This window comes from Pseudomonas sp. R151218B TE3479, assembly GCF_053629195.1.
The window spans coordinates 4,497,875-4,516,843 of the sequence record NZ_JBRJHV010000001.1 but is presented as its reverse complement, the minus strand read 5'-3'; the positions used below and the strand labels follow the sequence as shown (position 1 = coordinate 4,516,843).

The 18,969-nt window shown below is 62.6% G+C and carries 15 protein-coding genes; all 15 read left to right on the top strand.

The features are described from left to right. Positions 1–2: 2 nt before the first annotated feature. The 15 genes from AB7M32_RS19340 (at position 3) to AB7M32_RS19270 (ending at position 18,966) form a co-directional block, all read left to right on the top strand. Entirely contained in the window at positions 3–707 is a 705-nt protein-coding gene (locus tag AB7M32_RS19340) for an energy transducer TonB family protein (RefSeq protein WP_454250992.1), read from the top strand. 39 nt (positions 708–746) lie between these two features. Continuing rightward, a complete protein-coding gene (locus AB7M32_RS19335; protein ID WP_454250991.1) occupies positions 747–2,438 on the top strand; it encodes a putative porin in 1,692 nt (563 codons plus the stop codon). Between the two features lie 15 nt (positions 2,439–2,453). Further along, complete coding sequence (locus tag AB7M32_RS19330; RefSeq protein ID WP_454250990.1) at positions 2,454–3,101, top strand: DNA repair protein; 648 nt, start codon at positions 2,454–2,456, stop codon at positions 3,099–3,101. Positions 3,102–3,123: 22 nt separating this feature from the next. Next, positions 3,124–3,603 (top strand): YbjN domain-containing protein, encoded by a 480-nt coding sequence (locus AB7M32_RS19325; protein WP_454250989.1) that lies wholly within the window; start codon positions 3,124–3,126, stop codon positions 3,601–3,603. Continuing rightward, positions 3,600–4,544 (top strand): peptidylprolyl isomerase, encoded by a 945-nt coding sequence (locus AB7M32_RS19320; RefSeq protein ID WP_454250988.1) that lies wholly within the window; start codon positions 3,600–3,602, stop codon positions 4,542–4,544. Before AB7M32_RS19325 ends, AB7M32_RS19320 begins: the two co-directional genes overlap by 4 nt. 203 nt (positions 4,545–4,747) lie before the next feature. After that, positions 4,748–5,728 (top strand): LysR substrate-binding domain-containing protein, encoded by a 981-nt coding sequence (locus AB7M32_RS19315; protein WP_454250987.1) that lies wholly within the window; start codon positions 4,748–4,750, stop codon positions 5,726–5,728. A 362-nt stretch (positions 5,729–6,090) separates the two neighbouring features. Beyond that, positions 6,091–6,588 (top strand): GNAT family N-acetyltransferase, encoded by a 498-nt coding sequence (locus AB7M32_RS19310; protein ID WP_072405708.1) that lies wholly within the window; start codon positions 6,091–6,093, stop codon positions 6,586–6,588. Between the two features lie 97 nt (positions 6,589–6,685). Then, positions 6,686–7,180 (top strand): hypothetical protein, encoded by a 495-nt coding sequence (locus tag AB7M32_RS19305; RefSeq protein ID WP_454250986.1) that lies wholly within the window; start codon positions 6,686–6,688, stop codon positions 7,178–7,180. Between the two features lie 92 nt (positions 7,181–7,272). Next, entirely contained in the window at positions 7,273–7,944 is a 672-nt protein-coding gene (locus AB7M32_RS19300; RefSeq protein WP_454250985.1) for a DUF3313 domain-containing protein, read from the top strand. A 115-nt stretch (positions 7,945–8,059) separates the two neighbouring features. Beyond that, positions 8,060–8,560: a thiol peroxidase gene (tpx, locus tag AB7M32_RS19295; RefSeq protein ID WP_024779993.1), complete on the top strand. Its 501-nt coding sequence runs from the start codon at positions 8,060–8,062 to the stop codon at positions 8,558–8,560. Between the two features lie 191 nt (positions 8,561–8,751). Continuing rightward, positions 8,752–10,065 (top strand): MdtA/MuxA family multidrug efflux RND transporter periplasmic adaptor subunit, encoded by a 1,314-nt coding sequence (locus tag AB7M32_RS19290; protein WP_454250984.1) that lies wholly within the window; start codon positions 8,752–8,754, stop codon positions 10,063–10,065. Further along, positions 10,062–13,157, top strand: coding sequence for an MdtB/MuxB family multidrug efflux RND transporter permease subunit (locus AB7M32_RS19285; RefSeq protein ID WP_454250983.1), 3,096 nt, complete (start codon positions 10,062–10,064; stop codon positions 13,155–13,157). Before AB7M32_RS19290 ends, AB7M32_RS19285 begins: the two co-directional genes overlap by 4 nt. A 199-nt stretch (positions 13,158–13,356) precedes the next feature. After that, complete coding sequence (locus AB7M32_RS19280; protein ID WP_454250982.1) at positions 13,357–16,461, top strand: efflux RND transporter permease subunit; 3,105 nt, start codon at positions 13,357–13,359, stop codon at positions 16,459–16,461. After that, the gene (locus tag AB7M32_RS19275) at positions 16,458–17,933 is read left to right on the top strand and encodes an efflux transporter outer membrane subunit (protein WP_454250981.1); all 1,476 of its coding nucleotides are present in this window, start codon (positions 16,458–16,460) and stop codon (positions 17,931–17,933) included. The genes AB7M32_RS19280 and AB7M32_RS19275 overlap by 4 nt, the downstream gene beginning before the upstream one ends. 220 nt (positions 17,934–18,153) lie before the next feature. Further along, positions 18,154–18,966: a crotonase/enoyl-CoA hydratase family protein gene (locus AB7M32_RS19270; protein ID WP_454250980.1), complete on the top strand. Its 813-nt coding sequence runs from the start codon at positions 18,154–18,156 to the stop codon at positions 18,964–18,966. Positions 18,967–18,969 lie beyond the last annotated feature (3 nt).

Below are 18,969 nucleotides of genomic sequence, written 5' to 3'. Positions count from 1 at the left end.
TCATGACCGCCAGACTTCCCATCGATCCGCCCCCGGTGAAGACTTCGCCGCTGCGCCTGCTCAAGTGGGCCGCCGGCCTGCTGCTGGGCGCCGTCGCGGCCTGGCTGCTGTGGCAGTGGGCCAACGACATGAGTGGCGTGCGCCGCGAAGCCCCGAAGGTGCCGACTATCATCCCGCTGCCGCCTCCGCCCCCACCACCGCCAGAGAAGCCCAAGGAACCGGAACCCCAGGTCGAGGAGAAAGTGGTCGAGCCAGAGCCGACCCCGGAACCTGAAGAGGTCAAGCCCGAGGAAGAGGCGCCGCCGTCGCCCGTGGATGACCTGGCGAACCCGATGCAAATGGACGGCGATGCCCAGTCCGGCAACGACGCGTTCAACATCGGTGCCGGCAAGGGCGGTGGCATGGCCGGGGCAGGGGGCGGACGCCTGGGCAATGGCACCTACAGCCAGTTCCTGGCGTTCACCTTCCAGCGCTTGCTGCGGGAAAACCCCGACCTGCGCAGCCTGGCGTTCTCGCTGCAGGCCGACGTCTGGCTCAGTGCCGTGGGCGAAATCACCCGGGTCGAGTTGGTCAAGTCCAGCGGCAACCAGCAAGTGGACGAGCAAGTGATTTCCGCCCTGCGTGCCGCGCCCCATTTGAGTGAGCGGCCACCGGCCTCCCTGACGTTGCCCGTGCGCCTGTCCTTGCAGGGGCGGCGGCCGGGTTAACCGACTATTTGAAAGTTTGCCAACAGGAGTTGTGTGCAGATGATTTCCAATGTGAATCGATTGTCGTGGGCGATCGGCCTGGTGGCCCTGAGCCTGGCCGGCCACGCGGCCGCCGCTGCGGCGCCTTCGGAAAACGCCACGATCAATCTGATCCGCCTGCTGGTGCAGCAGGGCGTGTTGAAGCAGGACCAGGCCGATGGCTTGATCGCCCAGGCCGAACGAGAAGCCGTGCAGGCCCGCCAAGCCGCCACGGCCGTTGCCGCGACGCCGGTCGGTGCGCCGGGGGACGTGCGGGTGCAATACGTGCCGAACATCGTGCGTGAGCAGATCCGCGACCAGGTCAAGGCTGAAGTCATGGCCACCGCCAAGCAGGAAAACTGGGCCCAACCCAACACCTTTCCGGATTGGGTCTCACGCATCAGCTTCGATGGCGACATTCGCCTGCGGGACGAGTCGCGCTATTACTCTGGCACCAACAGCAACGAAATCGTCGATTTCGCCCGGCTCAATGACAAGGGGCCTTACGACGTCAACCCCAACAGCAGTTCCAGCCTGCCGCCGTTGCTCAATACCCGCGAAGACCGGGAAAACCTGTTCCGCCTGCGTGCCCGCCTGGGCATGAAGGCCGTGATTGCCCCGCAATGGACAGCGGGCATCCGCATCGGCACCGGCTCGGACAACAACCCGGTGTCCACCACCCAGACCCTCGGTGGCGGCTTTGGCAAAAAAGACATCTGGCTCGACCAGGGCTACCTGACCTGGAAACCCTCGGACGAATTGACCCTGACCGGCGGGCGTTTCGCCAACCCGTTTTTCTCCACCGACCTGTTGTATTCCGGCGACCTGAACTTCGATGGCGTGGCGGCGAATTTCAACCACAAGCTCAATCAGGACTGGGGCGTGTTCGGTACCGTCGGCGCGTTCCCGGTGGAGTACACCAACGACACCAGCACCAGCAATGGCAGCGACAAGGAAGAGAGCGACAACAAGTGGTTGTACGGTGCGCAACTGGGGGCCAACTGGGCCATCAACGACAGTAACCGGCTCAAGGGCGCGTTGGCCTATTACCGCTTCGACGACATCGAAGGCCAGCGTTCCTCCCCGTGCCAGCCCTGGGCCGGTGATCCAGGCTGTGACAGCGACGGTTCGCGGGTGGCGTTCATGCAGAAGGGCAACACCGTGTTCCTGCTGCGCGACATCACGCCCAACCCCCTCAACCCGTCCACCACGCCACAGCCGCAATACGTCGGCCTGGCCTCGGAGTTCAACCTGCTGGACCTGAACTTCGCGTGGGACACCGATCTGCCCGAGGACCTGAAACTGCGCAGCCAGGCCCACTACGTCCACAACCTGGGCTATGACGAAGGCGAAATGCGCAAGCGCTCCGCAGGGCAGTTCGCCAACAACCTGGACAGCGATGGCGAGGTGGAAAGCGGCGCCAATGCCTGGATGCTCCAGTTCACCCTTGGCAACTCCCTGGAACTCAAGCGCGAAGGCGACTGGAACCTGTTCGCCGGCTACAAGTACATCCAGCCGGACGCCTTGCCGGACGGCTTCAACGATTCGTCATTCCATCTGGGTGGCACCAACGCCAAGGGTTATTTCCTGGGCGGCAACTATGGCCTGGCGAGCAACGTCTTCGCCACTGGTCGCTGGTTGAGTTCCGAAGCGGTGTACGGCGCGCCGTACGACATCGATGTCTTGCAGCTTGAAATCAACACGCGCTTCTAAGCGCAGGGAGGCCTCATGAAAAGGCGTGCCATCTACCAATGTCCGGCCGCGTTACTGGTGCTGGGCCTGCTTCTGAGCGGCGGTGCCCACGGCGAAGGCCTGGAAGAACGCCTGCGGGCGCAATTGCGCAGCACCACCGCCCAGTTGCAAACCCTGCAAAGCGAACAGGCCCAGGCCAGTGCCGCCCGGCAGGCCGCGGAGAGCCAGGCCAAGGAGGCCCAGGCGCAGATCAAGCAATTGACCGCGCAATTGAGCAAGGCCCAGGCCCTGAATGAGCAACTGGCCGGGCATCAGCAAAACCTGCAAAGCCAGGCCCAGGCCCAAGTGGCGGCCAGCAACGAGCAAATTGGCAAGTTCAAGAAAGCCTACGACGAGCTGCTGGTCCTGGCTCGCGGCAAAGAGGCCGAGCGCGCGCGTCTGGAGGCGCAATTGACCGAGCGTGACACACAAGTGCAGCAATGTTCGGTCAAGAATCAGCAGATGTACGAAGTCGCCAAGACGCTGCTGCATGCCTACGAAACCATTGATGTGACCGACATCGTGAAGATCCGCCAGCCGTTCGCGGCCAAGGCCCGGGTGCGTTTCGAAGAGCTGGCCCAAGGGTTCGGCGATGATCTCTACAAAAACCGTTTCGATGCGCCCCAGGCCTCGATCACTCACTGAACAGAACAAGGATGAATCGAACATGACCTCAATGATTGAAAACGTCGGTGCAAAATCCCTGACCGAGTTGTTGCAGGCGGCGGGTTATCGGGTCAACGAAACCGAGCAGAACGGCATTGTGCAACTGCTCAGTGCCAGCCAGGGCATCGGCTTTGCCGTGCGATTCGGCAATCCGGCGGCGATGGCGGGCGAGTACCTGGACTTCACCTTCAGCTGTGCGTTGCGGGTGCAGGGCCAATTGCCGGACGGGTTGGCAGAACTGTGGAACGCCTCGCGACGTTTTGCCCGGTTGTCGCTGCAAGGCGAATTCCTGGTGATGGAAATGGACGTCGTGGTTGCGGCGGGCGTAAGTGCCGATCATCTGCGCAGTCACCTGGAACTGTGGGACCGCCTGTTGCAGGAATTCATTGTCTACCTGCGTGAGTACAGCCAGAACGCGGCGCGGGGGCAAACCCCGGCCGAGCCCGTCGAGGCGCCCTTGGAGGAGGCCGTCGCATCGTGAAAAAGCCGACCTTCGTCATCAGCGCTGCCGCGCTGGGCCTGATCGCCGTGGCGCTGGTGCTGGGCCTGCGGCCGGGCAACGATCCGATCGCGGCGGTGCCGACCGCCAGCGTTGCTTCGGTCGACTCGCCGAGTTTGGCCCGATTGGGCAACCAGCAGGTCAGCCCCGAAGAGCTCAAAACCTTGTTGGTCGCACTGGCCCCCGAGGTTCGTCAGCAAATGCGGGGTAATCGGGCTGCGTTGGAGAGCTGGATCCGTGCTCGCCTGGCGGAAAAAGCCGTGTTGGAGCAGGCAGATGCCCAGGGTTGGCGTCAGCGGCCCGAGGTGGAGCGGCAGACACGAGCGGCGGCTGAGCAGATTGTGTTTCGCGATTACTTGCAGTCGGTCAGCCAGGTGCCGGCCGGGTATCCCAGTGAAGACGAGTTGAAACAGGCTTACGACGCCGGGAAAGCCAACTGGACCGCGCCGGCATTGTACCGGGTCAGCCAGATTTTCCTGGCAGCCAGCGAGCCGCAAACCGTGGAAACGGTGCGCCGGCAAGCGCTGGAGTTGAGCAAGAAAGCCCAGGCCTCACCCGCTGAGTTCGGCGCCCTGGCCAGTCGTTTTTCCCAGGACCGCACCAGTGCCGAGCGCGGCGGTGATAGCGGTTACCAACCGTTGCAGCAACTGGTGCCGCCGGTGCGCGAGGCCGTGGCACGCTTGAAGGTCGGTGCGGTATCGGATCCGGTGCAGAGCCCGGCAGGGTTCCATGTCATCAAGCTCACCGAGCAACAACCGGCCCGAGAGGCGACCCTGGACGAAGTCCGCGAGCGCCTGACCCAGGCCCTGCGTGCCCAGCGCCAGGAACAGATCGCCAAGGCGTACCTGGACGGCATGCTCGACACGGCGACGTTGAGCATCGATGGCGCGCAGTTGAGCAAGGTGTTGGAGGAGGGGCTTTAGTCCAAGTACTTTGTTTGATGTGAACACCTTTGTGGCAAGAGGATTTATGTGTGGCGAGGGGATTTATCCCCGTTGGGCTGCGTAGCAGCCCCTATCAATATCCCTCAGTGTCAGACCTGATGGAATTCAAGCCAAGGGGGCCGCTTTGCGACCCACGGGGATAAATCCCCTCGCCACTTCGTACAACCGACAGGGAGTCACCCATGACCTTCATCGAGCCCGCAGGACGCCAGGCTGTCACCGCATACCGCACACCGTTGCGTGCCCCCGACCCGTGGCTGACCGTGGCCGGCGGTATCGAGCCGCAGGTGGCGCAGTGCTTCCTGGTCAGTGCCCGTTGCGGCTGCTTCATGCAAGCGGCCCGCAGCCTCAACGTCAAGGCGACCTGGCTGCGCAAGCAGTTGGCGCAATTGGAGGCGCGCCTGCAACGGTCGCTGTTCAGCTTCCAGGGCAGCGCCTTGACCCTCAGTCGCGAGGGCCGACAATTGCAGGCGCGCTTGATCAGCCTGGCCCATGAAAGCGCGCCACCCTTGAACGATCAACCCTTGATTCGCCTGGCTGTGGCCGAGTCGATACTGCATGACATCCTGGGCCGTGACCTGATTTCATTGCTGCGACGCAACGCCAGCGTGCGACTGCAGATCATCACCCTGGACAGTGACCTGGCGCTGCAAGCCGTCAGCGCAGACCTGGTGCTGTGGTTGAGCGATGCCCACACGTTGGTGCCGGGGCCGAGTTTCGCTACATTGCCCGCGGATCGACTGGCACGGCTGGACTATGTGCCGCATATCGCCAAACGTTATTCACGACCGGCCACGCGCCCGGACTGCCTGGACGATCTGAACGATTACATGCTGGTGCAATGGCAGGCGGACCGACACGTGGACGGCTTCGCACCGTGGAACGCCTTGATAGAACAACGCCGGGCCGGTGTGGTGCAGGTGCAATCCTACGAACTGATGCTGGAAATGATTCGCTGCAGCGCCTGCATCGGCCTGTTGCCGCAGTACATGAGCCGCTTCGACCGAGGCCTGGTGGCGTTGCCGCAAGTGTTCGGCCTGTCGATGCAACGGCACTTGTGGATGGCCGTCAATGCCCAGGCCGAAGATTCGCCAGAGGTGCAGATGCTTCGGGAACTGATCCACCACACGCTGGATGAGCGGCGTGAGTGGTTCCAGGCCTGACCGAAGCCGGAAGTAGCCTGTCTGTGGGAGCGAGCTTGCTCGCGATAGCGGTCGTTCATTCAACATTAATGCCGGCTGGAAGGGCCTCATCGCGAGCAAGCTCGCTCCCACATGGGTTCTTGGGTGTCCACAGATTCAGCATCCACCAACAATTCCCTGTGGGAGCTGAGCGTGCTCGCGATAGCGGTGGTTCAGCTTGCATTGATATTGAATGTGCCGCCGTCATCGCGAGCAAGCTCGCTCCCACATGGGTTCTTGGGTGTTCACAGATTCAGCATCCACCAACAACTCCCACTGGTTCCCGATATAACCTGACGCGGCTTATAGTGGTCGGCCTTGTCACGTCTCCAGGAAGGAGCCCCATGTCCGAGTCTTCGATTACCCTCGCACGCTTCACTGAAGCCCACATCGCCGGTGTCACCGCGCTCTACAACGACCCGGCGGTGACTCGCCAGGTGCTGCAAATGCCTTTCCAGTCCACCGAAGTCTGGCGCAAGCGCTTGGCGACGGATGACGAGCGTTTGTTGAAACTGGTGGCCCTGCACGCGGGTGACGTCATCGGCAATCTGGGGTTGGAACAGTTTTCGCGGGTGCGTCGGGCCCATTGCGGCAGTCTCGGCATGGGGGTGGCTGTCGCCTGGCAGGGCAAAGGCGTGGGGTCTATGCTGCTGGCCGCCGCGCTGGACGTGGCGGACAACTGGATGAACCTGCGCCGGGTCGAGCTGACGGTGTACGCCGACAATGAAGCGGCCATCGGGCTGTACCGCAAGTTCGGCTTCGAAAGCGAAGGCCTGATGCGCGACTATGCCGTGCGTGACGGACGTTGGGTGGACACCCTCGCCATGGCGCGGCTGCGCTGAAGGATCAGTCACACAGGTAAAGTGGCTTTTACGTACGCCGGCGTCTTGGACCTGTCATCATCCAGCTTCGCAGCACTCTCTAACCGAGGAACGGCCCATGGACGATGTACAGCAACTGGGCGAGATGCTTCGTCACTACGCCGACAGCGAAGCACACAAGAAACAACTGCACCAGGCCCAGTCGGAGGTTTGGGCGCAACAAATCAAGGCGCTGTACGGGCAAATCGAACAATGGCTGGCGCCGGTCATGGCGCTCGGCCTGCTGGAGCTGAGCCGTGAGACGTATGTGGCCCACGGATCGAACGTTCCGGTAGAGACATCCGCTTTCAAGACCGAAAAACTGACCTTGGCCATTACCGGTAAACCGGTGGAGTTCGTGCCGGATGTGATGGGGGTGGGCGGCTTGGTTTCTTTGTCGATCATCGGCCTGGCCGCGACCCGTCACGGCAGCATTTCCCTGGTGTGCCAGCCGCCATCGACGCAATGGCAATGGCGCCGGACCAATGGGTTGAAGGACCCCGACACGTTTGCCTTCGATGCAAACTTCCTCGCACAACAATTGCAGAGCCTGATACCTCGCGAGCGCGGCTGAATCACTTGTTCTTTTCAGGGCAGGCAAAAAACTGCCCATTGGCTATACCTGTAGTTCCGGCCCCGCCTCGTGTGGCTTACAGGAGTGACAGCATGAAGTTCGCGTCAATGATTGGCAGCATCTGCATAGCCTCGCTTGCCTTGGCGGGCTGTTCGAGCAAAGTCACCCAGCCGGATGAATATTCCGGGTTCCTGGGGGATTACAGCCGGCTCAAGGAAGAGAAGTCGCCGTCGGGGGCCGAGGTCATGCGTTGGGTCGATCCGAAGATCGATCTGAACAAATACACCAGCCTCTATATCGAGCCGACGCAGCTTTACCCCAAACCGCAGCCGACCGTGAAGATCCCCCAGGCCACGCTGTCGGGCATCACCGCGTATTACGATCAGGCCCTCATGCGGGAGGCGGGGAAGTCCCTGCCCCTGGCGACCGTTCCAGGGCCGGGTGTATTGGTGATACGAGCGGCGATCACTGCGGTCAGTAGCAAGACCGAAGGCTTGAAGCCGTATGAGGTGGTCCCGATTGCGTTGGTGGCGGCCGCCGTCAGCACCGCCAGCGGTATTCGCGACCAGGAAACCACCTTGGGCACCGAAGCGGTTTTTCTCGACGGTGGCAACAACGCGGTGGTCGCCCAGGTGGTGCGCAAGGGCACGGGCAAGCCACTGTCCAACGAATCCCAGGTCATGAAGCCCGATGACGTCAAAGGGGTCATCGATGGCTGGGCGACGGATTTGCATCAGTCGTTTCTGCAGCTCAAGGCCAAATAGCCGTCGCCGCCGGGGTGTCGACGCTATGCCTTTTTATGTCCGGCCATAGGTCGCGCGAGCATTTCGTGGTTAACTCCGGCCTCACCATTTTCAAACTGTCAGAAGGAATCCGTTCATGGCTCAAGTCACCCTCAAAGGCAACCCGGTCCAAGTCAACGGTCAGTTGCCACAAGCCGGTAGCAAGGCGCCAGCCTTTTCCCTGGTTGCCGGCAATCTGTCGGACGTCTCCCTGAAGGACTTCGCCGGCAAGCGCAAAGTGCTGAACATTTTCCCAAGCGTCGACACGCCGACCTGCGCCACCTCCGTGCGTAAATTCAACGCCCAGGCCAACGAACTGAACAACACCGTGGTGCTGTGCATCTCCGCCGACCTGCCATTTGCCCAGGCGCGCTTCTGCGGTGCCGAAGGCCTGGAAAACGTCCAGAACCTGTCCACGCTGCGCGGTGCCGAGTTCATCCAGAACTACGGCGTGGCGATTGCCGACGGTCCACTGAAAGGTCTGACTGCCCGTGCCGTGGTGGTACTGGACGAAAACGACACCGTGCTGCACAGCGAACTGGTCAAGGAAATCGCCGAAGAGCCGAACTACGACGCGGCCCTGGCTGTTCTGAAATAAGTGGAATGAAATAAGGTATTTATTACAATTGTTAACGGTCTGGCTTTGTCCAGGCCGTTTTCTTTTGTGCTTCAAGGCTTTAGCCAACTATTCGAAAGGTAAGCCCAACGTAAATTGCCGGTAAAGGCGCTTTGCTAAACACCCGCCAGTGCTTATCGTTCAGCCTCTCGTAAAAGAAGTCCACGCGCCCAATGGTTGATCACTCCATGCAATCCTCTGTTTCCCGCAATTCCCGTCGTTGGCTGTTCGGTCTGTTCGTCCTGTTGGTCGTCGCGGCGCTGGCCTGGAAGTTCTGGCCCAGTGGTTCGGCCCAGAAGCCGGGGGCAGGGGACCAGACCGCGGCGGGGCACGTGGGACGCTCGGGTGGCATGCGGCCGGGGTTCGGTGGGGCGACGGGGCCGATCCCGGTGCGTGTAGCGCCGGCGGTGACCGGAGATTTCCCGTTGTACTTCAAGGCGCTGGGCACGGTCACGGCCCTCAATACCATCAACGTGCGCAGCCGCGTGGGTGGCGAACTGGTCAAGATCGCCTTCGAAGAGGGACAAATGGTCAAGGCTGGGGACTTGCTGGCCGAGATCGACCCACGCCCGTACCAGAACGCCTTGCTCCAGGCCGAAGGCACGTTGTTGCAGAACCAGGCCCAACTGAAAAATGCCCAGGTCGACCTTGAGCGGTACCGTGGCCTGTATGCCGAAGACAGTATTGCCAAGCAGACCCTCGACACCGCCGCCGCGCTGGTGGGCCAGTACCAGGGCACGGTCAAGACCAACCAGGCGGCGGTCAACGATGCCAAGCTCAATCTGGAATTCACCAAGATCCGCGCGCCGATTGCCGGCCGCGTGGGCTTGCGCCAACTGGACATCGGCAATCTGGTGGCGGCCAACGACACCACGGCCCTGGCAGTCATTACCCAGACTCAACCCATCAGCGTCGTGTTCACCTTGCCGGAGAACACCCTCGACACGGTGCTCGCCCGTTACCGCAGCGGGGCAAAGCTGCCCGTCGAAGCCTGGGACCGTGGCGACGAGAAGCGCCAGGCCAGTGGCGTGTTGCAAAGCCTGGACAACCAGATCGATGTCACCACCGGCACCTTGAAGTTCAAGGCCCGCTACGAGAACCGCGACCAGTCGCTGTTCCCCAATCAGTTCGTCAACGTCCATCTGCTGGCCGACACCCTCAAAGGCGTGGTCCTGGCGCCGACGGCGGCCATCCAGTTCGGCACCAATGGCACTTTCGTCTACGCCCTGGAGGGCGACAAGAAGGTCACCATCAAGAAGCTGAAGATCGGGGCCAGCGACGGCACGAACACCGTAGTCACCGAAGGCCTGGCCGCTGGCGACCGGGTGGTGCTCGAAGGCACCGATCGCCTGAAGGAAGGCAGCGAAGTGGAGGTGGTCAACGACAGCCAGGACGTGCCCACCACGCCGACCGAGCACTTGCAGGGCAAGTCTGCGGCAGTGCCTGGGCCGGCTGAGGCCGAAAAGGCGAACAAGGGCGGCGCATGAATCTCTCGCGGCTGTTCATCCTTCGCCCGGTCGCCACCACCCTGAGCATGCTGGCGATCATCCTGGCCGGCCTGATCGCCTACCGGTTGCTGCCGGTGTCGGCATTGCCCCAGGTCGATTACCCGACCATCCGCGTGATGACCCTGTACCCGGGCGCCAGTCCCGATGTGATGACCAGTGCGGTCACCGCGCCCCTTGAGCGGCAGTTCGGGCAGATGCCGGGCCTGACGCAAATGGCTTCCACCAGTTCCGGCGGCGCGTCGGTGATTACCCTGCGCTTCAACCTGGACATCAATATGGATGTCGCCGAGCAGCAGGTGCAGGCCGCGATCAATGCGGCCACCAATTTGCTGCCCAAGGATCTGCCGGCTCCGCCGGTGTACAACAAGGTCAACCCAGCCGACACCCCGGTGCTGACCCTGGCGATCACCTCCAAGACCATGCTGCTGCCCAAGCTCAATGACTTGGTGGACACCCGCATGGCGCAGAAAATCGCCCAGATCAGCGGCGTCGGCATGGTCACCATCGCCGGTGGTCAGCGCCAGGCCGTGCGAATCAAGGTCAACCCCGAAGCCCTGGCGGCCAACGGCCTGAACCTGGCGGATGTGCGCACGCTGATCGGTGCTTCCAACGTCAACCAGCCCAAGGGCAACTTCGACGGCCCGACCCGGGTCTCGATGCTCGATGCCAACGACCAGTTGACCTCGCCCAAGGACTACGCCGAGCTGATCCTGGCCTACGCCAATGGCGCGCCGTTGCGGCTCAAGGACGTGGCACAGATCGTCGACGGTGCCGAAAACGAACGCCTTGCCGCCTGGGCCAACGAAAACCAGGCCGTGCTGTTGAACATCCAGCGCCAGCCGGGGGCCAATGTCATCGAGGTGGTGGACCGGATCAAGGCCTTGCTGCCAAGCATCACCGACAACCTGCCGGCCGGCCTGGACGTCACCGTGCTGACCGACCGTACCCAGACCATCCGCGCCTCGGTCACCGACGTGCAACATGAGTTGCTGATCGCCATCGCCCTGGTGGTCATGGTGACGTTTTTGTTCCTGCGTCGCGTCAGTGCCACGATCATCCCGTCGGTGGCCGTGCCGTTGTCGTTGATCGGCACCTTCGGCGTGATGTACCTGGCCGGTTTCTCCATCAATAACCTGACCCTGATGGCCCTGACCATCGCCACCGGCTTCGTGGTGGACGATGCCATTGTCATGCTGGAGAACATCGCCCGCTTCATCGAGGAGGGCGACAGCCCGTTGCAGGCCGCGCTCAAGGGCGCCAAGCAGATCGGCTTCACCCTGATTTCCCTGACGCTGTCGTTGATCGCCGTGCTGATCCCGCTGTTGTTCATGGCCGATGTGGTCGGGCGCTTGTTCCGCGAGTTCGCCATTACCCTGGCGGTGGCGATCCTCATTTCCCTGGTGGTGTCCCTGACCCTGACGCCGATGATGTGTGCCCGCTTGCTCAAGCGTGAGCCCAAGGAAGCAGAGCAGGGCCGTTTCTACCGCGCCAGCGGCGCCTGGATCGACTGGTTGATCGCTGCCTACGGGCGCAAGTTGCAGTGGGTGCTCAAGCATCAGCCACTGACCCTGCTGGTGGCGGTGGGCAGCCTGGTGCTGACGGTCGTGCTGTACCTGGCCGTGCCCAAGGGCTTTTTCCCGGTGCAGGACACCGGGGTGATCCAGGGCATTTCCGAGGCGCCGCAATCGATCTCCTTTGCCGCCATGAGCGAGCGCCAGCAGCAGTTGGCCAAGGTGATCCTTGCCGACCCGGCGGTGCAGAGCCTGTCGTCCTATATCGGCGTGGACGGCGACAACGCTACGCTCAACAGCGGTCGCCTGCTGATCAACCTCAAGCCCCACAGCGAACGGGATGACAGCGCCACCGAGATCATTGCCCGCTTGCAGCCACAGCTGGATCGACTGGTGGGCATTCGCCTGTTCATGCAGCCGGTGCAGGACCTGACCATCGAAGACCGGGTCAGCCGTACCCAGTACCAGTTCAGCCTGTCCTCGCCGGACGCCGAGTTGCTCAGCCTCTGGAGCGGTCGGCTGGTCGAGGCCCTGGGCCGCCAGCCGGAGCTGACCGACGTGGCCAGCGACCTGCAGGACAAGGGCTTGCAGGTCTACTTGGTGATCGACCGCGACGCGGCTTCACGCCTGGGCGTCTCGGTGTCGAACATCACCGATGCGCTGTATGACGCCTTCGGCCAGCGGCAGATCTCCACCATCTACACTCAGGCCAGCCAGTACCGCGTGGTGTTGCAGGCCCAGTCTGGAGAACGGCTCGGGCCGCAGGCGCTGGACCAGATCCACGTCAAGACCACCGATGGCGGGCAGGTGCGGTTGTCGAGCCTGGCCCGGGTCGAAGAGCGCCAGGCGCAATTGGCGATTGCCCACATTGGCCAGTTTCCAGCGGTGATGATGTCGTTCAACCTCGCGCCGGGCGTGGCCTTGGGGCACGCGGTGGAGGTGATCGAAAAGGTCCAGCAGGACATTGGCATGCCGGTGGGCGTGCAGACCGAATTCCAAGGCGCGGCCCAGGCGTTCCAGGCGTCTTTGTCGAGTACCTTGCTGCTGATCCTGGCGGCGGTGGTGACCATGTACATCGTCCTGGGTGTGCTGTACGAAAGCTACATCCATCCGATCACCATCCTTTCCACCTTGCCCTCGGCGGCCATCGGCGCCTTGCTGGCGTTGATCCTCAGCGGCAATGACCTGGGCATGATCGCGATCATCGGCATCATCCTGCTGATCGGCATCGTCAAGAAGAACGCGATCATGATGATCGACTTCGCCCTCGACGCCGAACGCAACCAGGGCATGGACCCGCAGACGGCGATCTACCAGGCGGCGTTGCTGCGCTTCCGCCCGATCCTGATGACCACCCTGGCGGCGTTGTTCGGTGCCATACCGCTGATGTTCGCCACCGGTTCCGGCGCCGAACTGCGCCAGCCCCTGGGATTGGTTATGGTGGGTGGGTTGTTGGTGAGCCAGGTCCTGACGTTGTTCACCACGCCGGTGATCTACCTGTATTTCGATCGCCTGGGCCGCCGCTTTGCCAAGCCGGAAGGGAAAGAGGTGCGGGTATGACGGTCGGGAGCTTCCGGCTGGACCCTGCGCCGGAGAGCTTGGGGCAAGCGCGCTTTTTGTGGCGAGGGGATTTATCCCCGCTTGAGTGCGCAGCGCTCATAAAAGGGGCCGCTACGCAGCCCAGCGGGGATAAATCCCCTCGCCACAAAAGCCCGGTCATTCTTTTCGGTCTTTGGTCTGAAGCTCGGAGCGGTGGCCGATGAACCTCTCCGGCCCCTTCATCCGCCGCCCCGTGGCGACCATGCTCCTGAGTTTCGCCATCATGCTGCTCGGTGGCGTGTGCTTCGGCCTGCTGCCGGTTTCGCCGCTGCCGCAAATGGATTTCCCGGTCATCGTGGTCCAGGCCAACCTGCCAGGGGCCAGTCCCGAGGTGATGGCTTCGACAGTGGCAACGCCCCTTGAGCGTTCCTTCGGCGCTATTGCCGGGGTCAACACCATGAGCAGCCGTTCCAGCCAGGGTTCTACGCGAGTCATCCTGCAATTCGACCTGGACCGCGACATCAACGGTGCCGCCCGGGAAGTGCAGGCAGCCATCAATGCGTCGCGCAACCTGTTGCCTAGCGGCATGCGCAGCATGCCCACCTACAAGAAGGTCAACCCGTCCCAGGCACCGATCATGGTGCTGTCGCTGACCTCGGATGTGTTGGAAAAAGGCCAGCTCTACGACCTGGCGTCCACCATCCTGTCCCAGAGCCTGTCCCAGGTGTCGGGCGTCGGCGAGGTGCAGATCGGCGGCAGCTCGTTGCCAGCGGTACGCATCGAACTGGAGCCACAGCTGCTCAATCAGTACGGCGTGGCCCTGGACGATGTGCGCACCGCCATCGCCGACAGCAACGTACGCCGGCCCAAGGGCTCGGTGGAGGACGACCGGCGCATGTGGCAGGTGCAGGCCAATGACCAGTTGGAGAAGGCCAAGGACTACGAAACGCTGATTATCCGCTACCAGGACGGCTCGGTGCTGCGGCTCAAGGACGTGGCGAAAGTCACCGACAGCGTCGAGGACCGCTACAACAGCGGTTTCTTCAACAACGACGCCGCCGTGCTGCTGGTGATCAACCGCCAGGCCGGGGCCAACATCATCGAGACGGTCAACGAGATCAAGGCGCAACTGCCGGCGTTGCAGGCGGTGCTGCCGGCCAGCGTCAAGCTGAACCTGGCGATGGACCGTTCGCCGGTGATCAAGGCCACCCTGCATGAAGCGGAAATGACCTTGCTGATCGCCGTGGCCCTGGTGGTGCTGGTCGTGTTCCTGTTCCTCGGCAACTTCCGCGCCTCCCTGATCCCGACCCTGGCGGTACCGGTGTCGCTGGTGGGGACGTTCGCGGTGATGTACCTGTACGGTTTCTCCTTGAACAACCTGTCGCTGATGGCGTTGATCCTGGCGACCGGGTTGGTGGTGGACGACGCCATTGTGGTGCTGGAGAACATTTCCCGGCACATCGACGAAGGCGTGCCACCGATGAAAGCCGCCTACCTGGGGGCCGAAGAAGTCGGCTTTACATTGCTGTCGATGAACGTCTCGCTGGTGGCGGTGTTCCTGTCGATCCTGTTCATGGGCGGCATCATCGAAAGTCTGTTCCGTGAGTTTTCCATCACCCTGGCGGCCTCCATCGTGGTTTCGCTGGTGGTCTCGCTGACCCTCACGCCGATGCTCTGCGCCCGCTGGCTCAAGCCTCACGTACCGGGGCGGGAAAACCGCTTGCAGCGCTGGAGCCAGGGGCTCAACGAGCGGATGGTCCGTGGTTACGCCACCAGCCTGGACTGGGTGCTGCGCCATCGGCGCCTGACCTTGCTGAGCCTGCTGGTGACCATCGGCGTGAACGTCGCGTTGTATGTGGTGGTGCCGAAAACCTTCATGCCACAGCAGGACACCGGCCAACTGATCGGTTTCGTGCGTGGCGACGACGGGCTGTCGTTCAATGTGATGCAGCCCAAGATGGAAACCTTCCGTCGTGCCGTGCTCAAGGACGAGGCGGTGCAGAGCGTCGCCGGTTTCATCGGTGGCAACAACGGCACCAACAATGCCTTCATGCTGGTGCGTCTCAAACCGATCAAGGAGCGTGGGATTTCCGCGCAGAAAGTCATCGAGCGCCTGCGCAAGGAAATGCCCAAGGTCCCCGGCGGTCAATTGATGTTGATGGCCGACCAGGACCTGCAATTCGGTGGCGGTCGCGAGCAGACCACTTCACAGTACTCCTACATCCTGCAAAGTGCCGACCTGGCGTCACTGCGCACCTGGTACCCCAAGGTCGTGGCGGCCTTCCGGGCCTTGCCGGAGCTGACCGCCATCGACGCCCGCGACGGTGGCGGGGCGCAGCAGGTGACGCTGGTGGTGGACCGCGACCAGGCCAAACGCCTGGGCATCGACATGGACATGGTCACCGCGGTACTCAACAACGCCTACAGCCAGCGGCAGATTTCCACCATCTACGACAGCCTCAACCAGTATCAGGTGGTGATGGAGGTCAATCCCAAGTATGCCCAGGACCCGAGCACCCTCGAGCAGGTCCAGGTGATCACCGCCGACGGCGCGCGGGTGCCGCTGTCGGCCATTGCCCATTATGAAAACAGCCTGGAGGACGACCGTGTCAGCCATGAAGGCCAGTTCGCTTCCGAGGGCATTTCCTTCGACATGGCCGAAGGCGTCACGGTGGAGCAGGGCACCGCGGCTATCGAGCGGGCGATTGCCAAGCTCGGGATCCCCGAGGATGTCATCGCGAAAATGGCCGGTACCGCCGACGCGTTCGCCGCCACCCAGAAGAGCCAGCCGTTCATGATCCTCGGCGCGTTGCTGGCGGTGTACCTGGTGCTGGGTGTGCTGTACGAAAGCTATATTCATCCGCTGACCATCCTGTCCACCTTGCCATCGGCCGGGGTCGGTGCGTTGCTGTCGATCTATGCCCTGGGCGGCGAGTTCAGCCTGATCTCGCTGTTGGGGCTGTTCCTGCTGATCGGCGTGGTGAAGAAAAACGCCATCCTGATGATCGATCTGGCGCTGCAACTGGAACGTGCCGGGCAGACGCCACTGGAATCGATCCGCAGCGCTTGCCTGCTGCGGTTGCGGCCCATCCTGATGACCACGCTGGCGGCGATCCTGGGTGCCCTGCCACTGCTGCTCGGCACCGCCGAAGGCGCGGAAATGCGCCAGCCGCTGGGCCTGACCATCATCGGTGGGCTGGTGTTCAGCCAAGTGCTGACGCTCTATACCACGCCGGTGGTTTACCTTTATCTCGACAAGCTGCGCCATCGCTTCAACCGCTGGCGTGGCGTGCGCACCGATGCTGCCCTGGAAACTCCGCTATGACCGACCGTTCGCCTTTCAATCTTGCCGCAACGCTGGCGACCGCCCGTGGCTCGCGGGTACTGAGCCTGGTGCTGTGCGTGGCGATGCTCAGCGCCTGCGCCGTCGGTCCGGATTACCAGCGCCCCGAGGCGGCCGCCCCGGTGCAGTACAAGGAGGCCCAGGGCTGGCGCCAGGCCAACCCCAGCGATGCGCTGGCCCGGGGCGCCTGGTGGGAGCTCTACGGCGATACGCAACTCAATGGCCTGGTGGACAAGCTCAACGCCTCCAACCAGACCGTGGCCCAGGCCGAAGCCCAGTACCGGCAGGCCCGGGCACTGGTGCGCAATGCCCGTGGCGCGTTTTTCCCTACGGTGGACCTGAGCGTTGGCAAGACGCGCTCCAGCCAGGGCACCGGCAGCAGCAGTTCGAGCTTGAGCAGTTCGTCCAGTGGCATTCGCGACACCTACAGCGCCCAGGCCGGCGTCAGCTGGGAGGCAGACGTGTGGGGCAAGTTGCGCCGCACCCTGGAGGCCGACGAGGCGAGCGCGCAAGCCAGTTTCGCCGACCTGGCGGCGATGCGCCTGAGCCAGCAGTCGGAACTGGTGCAGAACTACTTGCAGTTGCGGGTGATCGATGAACAGAAGCGTTTGCTGCAAACCACCGTCGACAACTATCAGCGCTCGCTGAAAATGACCGAAAACCAGTACCGTGCCGGGGTCTCCGGCAAGGACGCGGTGGCCCAGGCGCAAAACCAGCTCAAGACCACCCAGGGCGACCTGATCGACCTGATCTGGCAGCGAGCCCAGTTCGAAAACGCCATCGCCGTGCTCATCGGCCTGCCGCCGGCGGAATTCAACCTGGCCGAGGTCCAGGACATCCCAACACTGCCGCAGATCCCAGTGGCGCTGCCCTCGCAACTGCTCGAGCGCCGGCCGGATATCGCCTCGGCAGAGCGCTCGGTGATGGCCGCCAATGCCAACATCGGCGTCGCCAAGGCCGCGTATTACCCGGACCTGACGCTGAGCCTGAGCGGCGGTTACAGCAGCAGTACCTATGACAACTGGGTGAGCGTGCCGAACCGCTTCTGGTCGGTAGGGCCGCAACTGGCGATGACGCTGTTCGATGGCGGCCAGCGTTCGGCGGAAGTCGATCGCACCGTCGCGGCCTACGACCAGACCGTCGCCACCTATCGCCAGACCGTGCTTGATGGCTTGCGCGAAGTGGAAAACTACATGATCCAGCTCAAGGTGCTGGAAGACGAAGCCCGCGTGCGCCAGGAAGCCCTGGACGCCGCCCGGGAATCCCTGCGCCTGACGCAGAACCAATACCGGGCCGGATTGATCGCCTACCTCGACGTGGTCACCGTCCAGGCCACCGCGTTGAGCAACGAGCGCAGCATGCTGAGCCTGCAACAGAGCCGGTTGATTGCCAGCGTCCAATTGATTGCGGCGTTGGGCGGTGGTTGGGATGGGCAAATGGAGGCGCGCGAGTAATCACACATCGATGCCCCCTGTGGGAGCCGAGCTTGCTCGCGATGGCGGTGGGTCAGCTTGCATCAATATTGAATGTTCAGCCGTCATCGCGAGCAAGCTCGGCTCCCACAATGAATCTTGCGGTACGCAAGTCCCGCTTTTGGCCGATGCACTGCCTACGTCCTGTCGCGATGGCTTGTTATAGTTCAGGCCTCTTTTCAGCCAGTAAAGGATCACTGCCATGTCGCAATACCAAGCGTTCAACGTCGAACTCGCCGACAACATCGCCCATGTGCAGATCAATCGCCCGGAAAAGATCAATGCGATGAACGCTGCGTTCTGGCGCGAGATCATCGAGATCTTCCAATGGGTCGACGACACCGATGAGGCGCGGGTGGTTGTGCTCAGCGGTGCTGGCAAGCATTTTTCCTCCGGCATCGACCTGATGATGCTGGCCGGTGTGGCCAACGAGCTGGGCAAGGACGTGGGACGCAATGCACGGCTGTTGCGGCGCAAGATCCTGCAACTGCAAGCCTCTTTCAACGCCGTGGACAATTGCCGCAAGCCTGTGCTCGCGGCCATTCAAGGCTATTGCCTGGGTGGGGCCATTGACCTGATCGCCGCGTGCGACATGCGTTATGCCACCGAGGACGCCCAGTTCTCCATCAAGGAAATCGATATCGGCATGGCTGCCGATGTTGGCACATTGCAACGCTTGCCCCGGATCATCGGGGACGGCATGCTGCGTGAACTCGCTTATACGGGGCGCACCTTCGGTGCCGAAGAAGCGCGCAGCATCGGCCTGGTCAATCGTGTCTACAGCGACACCGCCAGCCTGCTCGACGGCGTGATGGGCATTGCCCGGGAAATCGCCGCCAAGTCGCCGATTGCTGTGACCGGCACCAAGGCAATGATCAGCTACATGCGCGACCACCGCATCGACGACGGCCTGGAGTACGTCGCCACCTGGAACGCCGCCATGCTGCAATCGACCGACCTGCGCGTGGCCATGGCCGCCCATATGAGCAAACAGAAACCCGAATTTCTGGATTGACTG

Excerpts from the sequence above, each read along its gene's own strand:
- AB7M32_RS19340 (WP_454250992.1), top strand. The coding sequence starts at position 3 with ATGACCGCCAGACTTCCCATCGATCCGCCCCCGGTGAAGACTTCGCCG.
- AB7M32_RS19325 (WP_454250989.1), top strand. The coding sequence starts at position 3,124 with ATGACCTCAATGATTGAAAACGTCGGTGCAAAATCCCTGACCGAGTTG.
- AB7M32_RS19285 (WP_454250983.1), top strand. The coding sequence starts at position 10,062 with ATGAATCTCTCGCGGCTGTTCATCCTTCGCCCGGTCGCCACCACCCTG.
- AB7M32_RS19275 (WP_454250981.1), top strand. The coding sequence starts at position 16,458 with ATGACCGACCGTTCGCCTTTCAATCTTGCCGCAACGCTGGCGACCGCC.
- AB7M32_RS19305 (WP_454250986.1), top strand. The coding sequence starts at position 6,686 with ATGGACGATGTACAGCAACTGGGCGAGATGCTTCGTCACTACGCCGAC.
- AB7M32_RS19335 (WP_454250991.1), top strand. The coding sequence starts at position 747 with ATGATTTCCAATGTGAATCGATTGTCGTGGGCGATCGGCCTGGTGGCC.
- AB7M32_RS19310 (WP_072405708.1), top strand. The coding sequence starts at position 6,091 with ATGTCCGAGTCTTCGATTACCCTCGCACGCTTCACTGAAGCCCACATC.
- tpx (WP_024779993.1), top strand. The coding sequence starts at position 8,060 with ATGGCTCAAGTCACCCTCAAAGGCAACCCGGTCCAAGTCAACGGTCAG.
- AB7M32_RS19330 (WP_454250990.1), top strand. The coding sequence starts at position 2,454 with ATGAAAAGGCGTGCCATCTACCAATGTCCGGCCGCGTTACTGGTGCTG.
- AB7M32_RS19270 (WP_454250980.1), top strand. The coding sequence starts at position 18,154 with ATGTCGCAATACCAAGCGTTCAACGTCGAACTCGCCGACAACATCGCC.
- AB7M32_RS19315 (WP_454250987.1), top strand. The coding sequence starts at position 4,748 with ATGACCTTCATCGAGCCCGCAGGACGCCAGGCTGTCACCGCATACCGC.
- AB7M32_RS19280 (WP_454250982.1), top strand. The coding sequence starts at position 13,357 with ATGAACCTCTCCGGCCCCTTCATCCGCCGCCCCGTGGCGACCATGCTC.
- AB7M32_RS19290 (WP_454250984.1), top strand. The coding sequence starts at position 8,752 with ATGGTTGATCACTCCATGCAATCCTCTGTTTCCCGCAATTCCCGTCGT.
- AB7M32_RS19300 (WP_454250985.1), top strand. The coding sequence starts at position 7,273 with ATGAAGTTCGCGTCAATGATTGGCAGCATCTGCATAGCCTCGCTTGCC.